The 11,177-nt window shown below is 59.8% G+C and carries 5 protein-coding genes and 1 pseudogene; all 6 read left to right on the top strand.

What is annotated here, in order from left to right:
- Positions 1 to 174: 174 nt before the first annotated feature.
- Positions 175 to 993 (top strand): annotated as a pseudogene (gene lgt / locus HMPREF2890_RS05925) (prolipoprotein diacylglyceryl transferase); the annotation flags it as partial.
- 245 nt (positions 994 to 1,238) lie between these two features.
- Positions 1,239 to 2,453 carry an FprA family A-type flavoprotein gene (locus HMPREF2890_RS05920; RefSeq protein WP_070466538.1) on the top strand — a complete coding sequence of 405 codons (1,215 nt, stop codon included), beginning with the start codon at positions 1,239 to 1,241 and terminating at the stop codon, positions 2,451 to 2,453.
- A 210-nt stretch (positions 2,454 to 2,663) separates the two neighbouring features.
- Positions 2,664 to 3,455 carry a glucosamine-6-phosphate deaminase gene (gene nagB / locus HMPREF2890_RS05915; RefSeq protein WP_070466536.1) on the top strand — a complete coding sequence of 264 codons (792 nt, stop codon included), beginning with the start codon at positions 2,664 to 2,666 and terminating at the stop codon, positions 3,453 to 3,455.
- Positions 3,456 to 3,538: 83 nt separating this feature from the next.
- On the top strand, positions 3,539 to 6,427 hold the full coding sequence (locus HMPREF2890_RS05910) for a cation-translocating P-type ATPase (protein WP_070466534.1): 2,889 nt from the start codon (positions 3,539 to 3,541) through the stop codon (positions 6,425 to 6,427).
- Positions 6,428 to 6,713: 286 nt separating this feature from the next.
- Positions 6,714 to 9,302, top strand: coding sequence for a DNA gyrase subunit A (gene gyrA / locus HMPREF2890_RS05905; RefSeq protein WP_070466532.1), 2,589 nt, complete (start codon positions 6,714 to 6,716; stop codon positions 9,300 to 9,302).
- Positions 9,303 to 9,459: 157 nt separating this feature from the next.
- Entirely contained in the window at positions 9,460 to 10,692 is a 1,233-nt protein-coding gene (locus HMPREF2890_RS05900) for a tetratricopeptide repeat protein (RefSeq protein WP_070466530.1), read from the top strand.
- The last annotated feature ends 485 nt before the right edge of the window (positions 10,693 to 11,177 follow it).

Here is an 11,177-nt window from a genome sequence, read left to right as displayed (position 1 = left end):
CGGGCACCCGCAGGGGGTGCTTCGTTCCCCACACTTCACAATGAGTTGAGTGCCTTCTATGAGCTCAATTGCGTCACCCTTGGGAGGGAGTGGTAGCATTTACGAAAACACTCTGAAAGTGGTATCTTTGTCGTGCTTGAAAATGCATCTCTCAATTTTATATAGATAACACCTATGCTTGATGTCGTCACCTGGACACTGGACCCGATCCTGCTGGAGTGGAAGGGTCTCCGCGTCGGATGGTACAGTATCCTCTTTGCCTTCGGGCTGATCGTCTTCGGCTACGCCATTGTCAGCAAGATGTGGCGACGGGAGAAGCTCCCGGAGGACTGGCTGACCGCCCTCTTCTACTACGTCGTCATCGGCACGATCGTCGGGGCGCGACTGGGGCACTGCCTCTTCTATCAGCCGGAGTACTACCTCGCCAATCCGAGCGAGATCCTGAAGGTGTGGCACGGCGGACTGGCGAGCCACGGCGGTGTCCTGGGCATCATGATCGCCATCTACATCTACTCTCGGCATGTGACCCATCGGAGCATGCTCTGGACCTTTGACCGGCTCTGCGTCCCCGTGGGGCTGGTGGCGGGGATGATCCGCCTCGGCAACCTCTGCAATCACGAGATCTACGGTCATGCCACGGACGTGCCGTGGGCCTTCCGCTTCATCACCAATATCGGTGAGTGGAGAGCGGGAGCGGAGCCGATATTCTCGGCGCCATCGCACCCGACACAGATCTACGAGGCGGCATTCTACTTCCTCGTCTTCGGCCTGATGCTCTGGCTCTACTGGCGGAGGGACGCGCAGAGGCATGTGGGGCTGATGTTTGGCATCACGATGGTGCTGATCTTCACCTTCCGCTTCTTCATCGAGTATCTGAAGAACGACCAGGTACCCGACGAGGCGATGACCGGAATCGGCATAGCCAAGTGGCTTGCCATCCCGTCTGTCCTGGTCTCGATCGGCTTCATCGTCGCCCTGCTGCTGAAGGGAAAGAAGTACCGCACCCCGGTCCTCTGGGTAGTCGGTGTGTCGCTACACCTGATCTTCTTCGGCATCCTCTACCTCCTCCACCGTCCCGATACGTTGGCAGCTGTCTCCCAGGCACTCAATATCGGTCAGTGGCTCAGTATCCCGATCGTCCTCCTCGGCCTGTGGTCGATCTGGTACAGCCTCACCTGCAAGCGACCGGCAGATGGTCGCATCGTATAAGTCTCACATTCACACTCACAAGATAAGCTATGGAACCCATCATAAAAGTCAATAACTCCACCTACTACCTCGGCGTCAACGATCGCCAGACAAGATTCTTCGAGAACCTTTGGCCGATCCCTCACGGGATGGCGTACAACTCGTACCTGATCAAGGATGAGAAAAACGTCCTCCTCGACACCGTCGACATCACCTACACCGATCGCTTCCTGAGACAGCTCAGGGCGGCTCTCGCGGGCGAGAAGCTCGACTACATCGTCATCAATCATATGGAGCCGGACCACTCCGGATCCCTCGCACTGATCCTGAGCCACTACCCGGAGGCAACCCTCGTCGTCAATCGTCAGAGCAAGAAGATGCTCGAGGGGTACTTCGGCGAGGTGGAGCATGTCCTCGAGGTGAGCGAGAAGGAGACGCTGCCGATCGGGTCGCGTGAGCTGCGCTTCATCACCGCACCGATGGTCCACTGGCCGGAGGTGATGTTTACCTACGACCCATTGGAGGAGACCCTCTTCAGTGCCGACGCCTTCGGCAGCTACGGCACGGTGGATGGAGGTATCTTTGACTACCAGAGGAGCGACACGGAGCACCAGATGAATGAGTGCACCCGCTACTACTCCAATATCGTCGGTATGTACGGACCCTTCGTCCAGAAGGTGATGAAGAAGGCGGAGACTCTCCCGATCAAGCAGATCTGCTCCCTCCACGGGAGTATCTGGCAGGAGCGTATCCCGGAGATCCTGAGGCTCTATGATCAGCTCGCTGCCTACGGATCGGAGCCGGGGCTGGTACTTGTCTATGCGACGATGTATGGTCACCTGAGCGAGCTCGCCGACACGATCGCCCACGCCGCCGGGAGGGCAGGCGTGACGCCGGTGAAGGTCTACAACCTCGCCAGCCAGGACGTCTCCTATGCCATCAGCGACATCTTCCGCTACTCCGGTGTGATCATCGGCTCTCCGACGTACAATAACAGCCTCTACCCCAAGATCGAGGAGCTGCTCTCCAAGCTGGAGATGCGCAAGGTGTCTCCCCGCTTCTACGGTCACTTCGGCACCGGCTCCTGGAATCCCAACGTCGCCGGTAAGCTGACCGACTTCGGTGAGCGGATGAAGTGGACCACCGTCGCCGACCCGGTGACGATGCTGATGTCCATGGCCGGCGACAAGGAGGCTGAGGGTGTCCGTCTCGGCGAGGCGATGGCGAAGGCGATCCTCTCCGGCACCCCGGAGATTGCCAAGTAAAAGACCTTTGCAAAATGGTCTTTCGCCGAAAAAGCACCGCTTTTTCGGCAGGGACTTTGCAGAACACCCCAGATGCAAGGGACTGAGAGTGAGGGCGAAGGGAGTGTGCTTACGCACATGACCAAGCCCGAATCTCGAAAGTGACGCCGCAGATGAGGTATTATGCAAAGGTCTCAAGTAAAGTATTCACTTACACTATAGCACAACCCTATGAGAGTAATTATAGAGCAGGACAAGGCAGCCATGTCCAAGTGGGCCGCCAATCACATCATCGAGCGTATCCGCGCCTTTGCCCCCACGGAGGAGCGCCCCTTCGTCCTGGGGCTTCCCACCGGCGGCACCCCTCTCGGCACCTACGCTGAGCTGATCCGGAGACACAAGGCGGGTGAGGTATCTTTCCGCCACGTCATCACCTTCAATATGGATGAGTACATCGGTCTGCCGAAGGAGCACGAGCAGAGCTACTACTCCTTCATGTGGACCAATTTCTTCTCCCACATCGACATCCTCCCGGAGAACGCCCACATCCTCAATGGCAACGCTGAGGACATCGAGGCAGAGTGCGAGCGATACGAGGCGAAGATCAAGGAGGTAGGCGGCATCGACCTCTTCATGGGCGGTATCGGCCCCGATGGGCACATAGCCTTCAATGAGCCCGGCTCCTCGCTCACCTCACGCACTCGCGTGAAGAGCCTGACCACCGACACGATCATCGCCAACTCGCGCTTCTTTGACAACGACCTCAATAAGGTGCCCAAGACCGCTGTCACCGTAGGCGTAGGCACCGTGATGGACGCCCGCGAGGTGATGATCCTCGCCAATGGGCACAATAAGGCACGCGCCATCCGCGAGGCTGTGGAGGGTCCCGTGAGCCAGCGCTGGACGATCACCTGCCTGCAGCTCCACCCCCACGGCATCATCGTCTGCGACGAGGAGGCGTGCGACGAGCTGACGGTCGGCACCTACCGCTACTTCAAGGACATCGAGAAGGACAACCTCTGATCGCTCCTTTGATTAAATAATAGACTCATGGAAGGGGGACCCAGCAGACTCTGTGGTCCCCCTTCGCACCCAATAGAGAAGAGATGAATAAGAAGAGAGAGCTGACGGGACTGACTGATGCGGAGGTGCTCCGCAGCCGGGCGAAGCATGGCGCCAACGTGCTCACCCCGCCCGCCAAGGAGCCTGTCTGGAAGCAATTCCTCGAGAAGTTTACCGACCCGCTGATCATCATCCTGCTGATCGCCGGGACGCTCTCCGTGGGGATCTCCTGCTGGGAGTACTGGGGGCTGGACAGCGAGGCGGGGGCATCGGTCTTCTTTGAGCCCATCGGCATCTTCATCGCCATCCTCCTCGCCACCGGCATCGCCTTCTACTTCGAGCGGCAGGCGGACAAGGAATTTGCGATCCTCAATCAGGTCAACGACGACGAGCCGGTAGAGGTGCTCCGCAACGGCATCACGACGATGGTACCCAAGAGGGATCTCGTCGTCGGCGACATCGTCCTCCTCGACACCGGCTCCGAGGTGCCGGCTGATGGGCGGCTGGTAGAGGCTGTCTCGATCTACGTCGATGAGTCAACCCTCAATGGCGAGAGCGTCCCATCGCTCAAGTCCACCCGCGAGGCAGACTTTGACCCCGGTGCCTCCTACCCGACCGATATGGTGCTGCGGGGGACGAAGGTGATGGACGGGCACGGGGTCTTCCGGGTCACCGCCGTGGGGGACGAGACGGAGAATGGGAAAGTCTACGTCGCTGCCCAGATCGACGACAGCGTCAAGACCCCGCTCAATAAGCAGCTCGATGGACTCAGCCTCCTGATCACCAAGGTGAGCTACATCCTCGCCGGGATGATCATCGCCGGACGGATGATCAGGTACTTCGACTGGGAGCCGATCTCGTGGCTGCTGGTGGTACCGACGGCCCTCTTCTTCCTCCTCGTGAGCCGAAAGTTTGGCCGCTGGCACTGGACGCTCAATACCGGCATCATCACCGGCTACTTCGCCATCCTGATGACCGGCTCCATCGCCCTGCACAATCAGCTGCTCCCCGGTGCAGACCTGACACTCCTCTTCTCCTACACCCTCCAGACGCTGATGATCGCCGTCACCGTGGTCGTCGTGGCGGTGCCGGAGGGACTGCCGATGGCGGTCACGCTCAGCCTCGCCTACAATATGCGCCGGATGCTCAAGACGAGCAACCTGGTCCGCAAGATGCACGCCAGCGAGACCATGGGCGCCATCACCGTCATCTGCACCGACAAGACCGGGACGCTCACGCAAAATCGGATGAGCGTCGCCGAGTCGCGCTTTTACGGGCTCGGTGCCGAGCAGCTCCTCGGGAGCGATGAGGTGTCGCAAGGGATCAAGGAGGGGCTGGCGGTCAACTCTACCGCCGACCTCGATGAGAGCGACCCGGAGCGGCCGGAGGTGCTCGGCAATCCCACCGAGGGCGCTCTGATCCTCTGGCTCCGCGACCGGGGGATCGACTACCGCACGCTGCGCAAGTCGGCCGAGGTGATTGATGAGCTGCCCTTCTCCACCGAGCGTAAGTATATGGCGACCTTAGTCCGCTCTGCCCTCCTCGGGAGCAAGGTGGTGCTCTATGTCAAGGGCGCCCCCGAGATCGTCTACCGGCTCTGCTCCCGCACAGAGAGCGGCGTGACCGAGGCGGAGATCCTCCGGCAGCTGACCGACTACCAGAGCCAGGCGATGCGGACGCTCGGCTTCGCTTACAAGGTCCTCGATGCGCCCATACCGCTTCAGGGCGAGGACGTGACCCTCGAGGGGCTCACCTTCCAGGGCATCGTGGCGATCAGCGATCCGGTGAGGGAGGATGTCAAGGACGCCGTGGAGGAGTGCCTCGGTGCCGGCATCAACGTGAAGATCGTCACCGGTGACACCCCCGCCACAGCTCGCGAGATCGGGCGACAGATCGGCCTCTGGAGCGAGGACGATGGGGAGGAGAGCATCATCACGGGGAAAGACTTCGCCGCCCTCACCGACGAGGAGGTCGATGCCCGGGTGCCGGGGCTAAAGGTGATCGCCCGCGCCCGACCGATGGACAAGAAGCGACTCGTGGAGTCGCTCCAGAGACTCGACCAGGTGGTGGCGGTGACAGGAGACGGGACCAACGATGCCCCGGCGCTCAAGGCCGCCCACGTCGGACTCTCGATGGGCGACGGCACCTCGGTCGCCAAGGAGGCCTCCGACATCACCATCATCGACAACTCCTTCAGCAGCATCGGCAAGGCGGTGATGTGGGGCCGCTCGCTCTACCAGAATATCCAGCGCTTCCTCCTCTTCCAGCTCACGGTCAACCTCTCCGCCTGCCTCATCGTACTCGTGGGTGCCATGATCGGCACCGAGTCACCGCTGACAGTGACACAGATGCTCTGGGTCAATCTCATCATGGACACCTTTGCCGCCATGGCCCTCGCCTCGCTCCCGCCCTCACCGGCAGTCTTGCACGAGAAGCCCCGGGATCGGGATGCCTTCATCATCACCCGGCGCATGGGTCGGGCCATCATCGCCATGGGCGGGGTCTTCTTCCTCTTCCTCCTCGCCCTACTCTACCACCTCGAGCATGCCGATGTGACCGCCCTACGAGACCTCGTCACCACACGACCGGGAGCAGCGGACGGACTGACGCCCTACGAGCTGACGCTCTTCTTCACCACCTTCGTGATGCTGCAGTTCTTCAACCTCTTCAACGCCCGCGCCTTCGCCACAGGGCGCAGTGCGCTCCACTTCAAGGGCTGCCGAGGACTGCTCTCCATCGCCGGCGTGATCCTCCTCGGGCAGATCGCCTTGATCGAGATCCCCGGGCTGCAGCGCTTCTTCAATACCGTCGAGGGCGGTCTGAGCCTCGAGGACTGGCTCCTGATCATCGGCATCACGTCGCTCGTCCTCTGGATCCCCGAGCTGGGGCATCAGCTCCGCCGTCTAGCAGGGAGAGCAGGGAGGGCTGACTGATCATCAGCGCTCCCTCGGGGGCTGTGGTGCTAAGCGACAGGGGTGACGTTTTTGGATTTTCCCAAGGTCTCCCGGGTAAAAAGGCGAGCACGCCTGTCGGGGTGCACCGCTCACCACTCTTCACAATGAGTGGATAGGCTTCTGTACCGCTCAAATGCGTCACCCCTGGACGGATCTGAGGAGGCAGTGAGAGGTGTGGGCAAAAAGTGGTATATTTGACCATTATATATGGGGTACGCCAAGTGACTGCCTGAGGGCGGTACCACCCCGACTTTAGACTAAGCAGATGAACGAAGAATTCAAAGACTCTGAGAATAGGATTATCAAGGTCGACCTGGAGCAGGAGATGAAGACCTCCTACATCGACTATGCGATGTCGGTCATCGTCAGCCGCGCCCTGCCGGACGTGCGCGACGGCTTCAAGCCGGTCCACCGCAGGATCCTCTTCGGGATGAATGACCTCGGCAATACGCCCGACAAGCCCTACAAGAAGAGCGCCCGCATCGTCGGTGACGTCATGGGTAAGTACCACCCCCACGGCGACAGCTCGATCTACATGGCTCTCGTCCGTATGGCTCAGGACTGGAGCATGCGCAATACCCTGGTCGATCCCCACGGTAACTTCGGCTCCGTCGACGGCGATGGTCCCGCAGCGATGCGATACACCGAGGCGCGCCTCGCGCCGATCGCCATGGAGATGCTCGCAGACATCAAGAAGGAGACCGTCGACATGACGCCCAACTACGATAACTCCGAGTATGAGCCCACCGTCCTCCCGACACGCATCCCCAACCTGCTCGTCAATGGTGCCGCCGGTATCGCTGTCGGCATGGCGACAAATATGGCGCCCCACAACCTCACCGAGGTGATGAATGGCGTCATCGCCTACATCGAGAAGCGCGGCGACGTCACCACGGAAGATCTCATGAAGCACGTCAAGGCTCCCGACTTCCCCACCGGCGGAGTGATCTACGGCTACAAGGGGGTCCGGGAGGCGTACGAGACCGGGCGGGGCAGCATCATCATCCGCGGCAAGGCGGTGATAGAGAGCTCCGCCAACCACGACCAGATCATCATCACCGAGATCCCCTATGGGGTGGTGAAGAAAGACCTCGTCAAGGCGATCGCCGACCTCGCCACCATCAAGCGCATCGAGGGCATCAGCAACATCCAGGACGAGAGCTCCGCCAAGACCGGTATGCGCATCGTCATCGACATAAAGCGGGATGCCAATGCCGGCGTGGTGCTCAATAAGCTCTACAAGATGACTGCCCTGCAGTCCTCCTTTGCCTGCAATAACATTGCCCTCGTCGACGGTCGCCCGAGGCTGCTGTCGCTCAAGGAGCTGATCGGCGAATTCGTCAAGCACCGCCACGAGGTGGTGACGCGCCGTACCCGATTTGACCTGCGGAAGGCGAAGGAGCGGCTCCACATCCTCGAGGGACGTATCATCGCCGCCGACAATATTGACGAGGTGGTCCACCTGATCAAGGCATCAGCCAATCAGACCGCCGCCATGCAGGCACTCATAGAGCGCTTCAGCCTCTCCGAGATCCAGGCGCGCTCCATCGTGGAGATGCGTCTCGGTCAGCTCACCGGCCTCGAGCTGGATAAGCTCCACCAGGAGTATGACGAGGTGACGGAGAAGGTGCGCTACTACGAGCGGATCCTCTCCGACGAGGACTTCCTCTACTCGATCCTCATCGACGAGTGCCGCGAGATCATCGACAAGTACGGCGATGACCGCCGGTCGGAGATTGTCTACGCCACCCCGGATATGAATCCTGAGGACTTCTACCCCGATGACGATATGATCATCACCATCTCGCACTACGGCTACATCAAGCGCACGCCGCTGGCCGAGTACCGCTCGCAAAATCGCGGCGGCACCGGTGCCAAGGGTGCGGGGACCAAGGACGAGGACTTCGTCGAGTTTGTCTACGGCGCATCCAATCACGCCCACCTCCTCTTCTTCACCGACCGGGGTCGCTGCTACTGGCTCCGCGTCTTTGAGATCCCCGAGGCGGCACGCAACTCCAAGGGGCGTGCGATACAGAATATCCTCAATATCGAGAGCGACAACCGCATCACCGCCATCCTGAGGATCAAGAACCTCACCTCCGACCAGGACTTTGTCGACACCCATTACCTCAATTTCGTCACTGAGCAGGGTATGATCCGCAAGGCTCGCCTGAGGGACTTCTCCCGTCCGCGCGCCAAGGGGATCATCGCCATCCGTCTCAAGGACGAGACCGACCGCGTCGTCTCCGTCATGCTCACCAACGGCCGGCACGATGTCCTCCTCGCCAGCCGCGAGGGTCGGGCGATCCGCTTCCCGGAGAGCCTCCTCCGCCCCATGGGCCGCTCCTCTGCCGGTGTGCGCGGTATGCGGCTGCAGTCGCCTGAGGACCGCGTCGTAGGTGCCATCAGCATCAAGGACCCCGAGGAGGAGTCGATCCTCGTCGTGTCGGAGAATGGCTACGGCAAGCGCTCTCCCCTCGAGGAGTACCGCATCACCAACCGAGGCGGTAAGGGCATCATCACCCTCAAGGCGACCGAGAAGACCGGCAAGCTCATCGCCGTCCACTCCGTCACCGACGACCACGACATCATGATCATCAATAAGAGCGGTGTCGTGATCCGCGTCCACGTCTCCGACATCTCCATCCTCGGGCGAAATACTCAGGGCATCCGTCTCATCAACCTCAGCAAGAGGGACGACGAGATCGCTGATGTCTGCCGTGTACCGGCCGATGAGGACCAGGCGGAGCAGGAGGACACCTCCATCGGAGAGCGTGAGGAGGATGCCGACCCCACCACCCTCGACGAGCCGGAGGAGACGGGGGATGATACCCCTGAGAGTGAGGAGGATTAAACGATCCACCCCCTTTCTCATCATAATAGTGTACTGAAGGAACAAGGAATATGCCTATGTAGGCAGATTTTATTACCTTTGGACCGACTCCTCGGGGCAAACCCGAGAGAGCTGAGGTAAACTTTGAGCATAAATTAATAGCAAAGAATAGACAACCATGAGTAACAAATTACTTATCGGAGCGCTCTCACTCCTTATCGCTGTCCCTGCCGCCTTTGGTCAGGAGAAGCTGGTCAAGCAGGTAGAGCGTATGGCCAAGAAGGACGATGTCAATGTACAGGAGGCTCGTAACTTCCTCAAGCCGGCATTTGAGAACCCCGAGACCGCCAACGACGCCAAGACCTGGTGGGTCGCCGGGCTCATCGAGGAGCAGCAGGTGAAGCATGACTACCTCCAGCTCTCACTCGGCAAGGAGATCAATCAGGACGCCTTCTACAAGGCCGTCGCTGACATGACCGACTACTACACCAAGGCTGACTCCCTCGACCGCCTCCCCAATGAGAAGGGCAAGGTAAAGCAGCACTTCGACAAGAAGATCTCTGAGTCTCTCTCCACCTACTACGGCTTCCTCGTCAACGGAGGTGCCGCCGCCATGGACGGAGGTGATGTCTGCAAGGCTCACGACTACTTCCAGAAGTTTATGGACGTGAAGAAGATGGACCTCTTCCAGGGGACCCCCACCGCTGAGCAGGACTCTATGTCGATGCAGATCGGCTTCTTCAACGCCTACACCCTCACCCAGTGCAATAAGGACGACAAGCAGGGCGCCATCGCCGCCTACGAGGCGATCAAGGACGTCCCCTTCCGTCAGAATGACGTCTACCAGCTCCTCGCTCAGTCCTACGTCCAGGCAGGCGACACCGCCGGCTTCCTGAGGACGCTCGACGAGGGTATCAAGCTCTTCCCGGAGGAGAATTTCTACCTCTTCAATAAGATCAACATCCTCATCCAGCAGGGCCGTCACGAGGACGCCAAGGCTTACCTCGATCAGGCCATTGCCGCCAACCCCGACAACAAGCAGCTCTACTTCGTCCTCGCCAACGTCTACGAGCAGGGCTTCAAGGATATGGCAAAGGCTGAGGAGGCCTTCCAGAAGGCACTCGCCATCGACCCGGAGTACGGACAGGCTATGCTCGGCCTCGGTCGCGTCTACTTCAATCAGGGTGCCAACATTCAGTCTGAGGCCAACTCGATCACCGACGAGGCTCAGTACAAGGCCAAGGTCGATGAGGCTAAGGTCTACTTCGAGAAGGCTCTGCCCTTCTTCGAGAAGGCTGTGGAGCTCAATCCTGACGACACCCAGTACCTCGTCGCTCTCCGTGGCATCTACTACAACCTCGGCATGAACGATAAGTACAATGAGATCGACCAGAGGATCCAGAATAAGTGATCTCTGATCCCTGACTAAAATAATCCCTCCCGGCGGGACGGCACCTCAGTGTGTCGTCCCGCCTTTTTTTGTGCCTATTTCGTCCCCCTTCCTCTGACGAAAATCTAATACCGATATTAGAGATCACTAATACCGATATTAGAGATCACTAATATCGGTATTAGAAATCCGCCCGTGGGGACGGCCCTACGGTGAGTCCGAAAATCCCATCGTCCCTATGTGAAGAGTGGTAAACTAAGCACCCCGGCAGGGGTGCCCGCTTTTTAGCCCCGGGTCGAGGGGTGTAGCCCCGACGACCCGGGGATCAGGCATTGCAAGCGATCTCGCGACCCCGCAAGGGTGTCGCACTCCCCGGAGAGGCTTGATAGCGCAACACCCTTGCCGGGTCGCGGGAAAAAGGGATCTCTGCACGGCGACCCGCAAGGGGTCGATGGGAAAAGGGACAGGTCTCGGCACATCGGTCACCGCTTTGCGGATGACCGATG

Origin of the sequence: Porphyromonas sp. HMSC065F10, assembly GCF_001808555.1 — a bacterium.
In the GTDB taxonomy this organism is placed as follows: domain Bacteria; phylum Bacteroidota; class Bacteroidia; order Bacteroidales; family Porphyromonadaceae; genus Porphyromonas_A.
The sequence above is the reverse complement of the archived record's forward strand: the minus strand, read 5'-3'. Positions and strand labels throughout refer to the sequence as shown.

Excerpts from the sequence above, each read along its gene's own strand:
- HMPREF2890_RS05920 (WP_070466538.1), top strand. The coding sequence starts at position 1,239 with ATGGAACCCATCATAAAAGTCAATAACTCCACCTACTACCTCGGCGTC.
- HMPREF2890_RS05900 (WP_070466530.1), top strand. The coding sequence starts at position 9,460 with ATGAGTAACAAATTACTTATCGGAGCGCTCTCACTCCTTATCGCTGTC.
- nagB (WP_070466536.1), top strand. The coding sequence starts at position 2,664 with ATGAGAGTAATTATAGAGCAGGACAAGGCAGCCATGTCCAAGTGGGCC.
- gyrA (WP_070466532.1), top strand. The coding sequence starts at position 6,714 with ATGAACGAAGAATTCAAAGACTCTGAGAATAGGATTATCAAGGTCGAC.
- HMPREF2890_RS05910 (WP_070466534.1), top strand. The coding sequence starts at position 3,539 with ATGAATAAGAAGAGAGAGCTGACGGGACTGACTGATGCGGAGGTGCTC.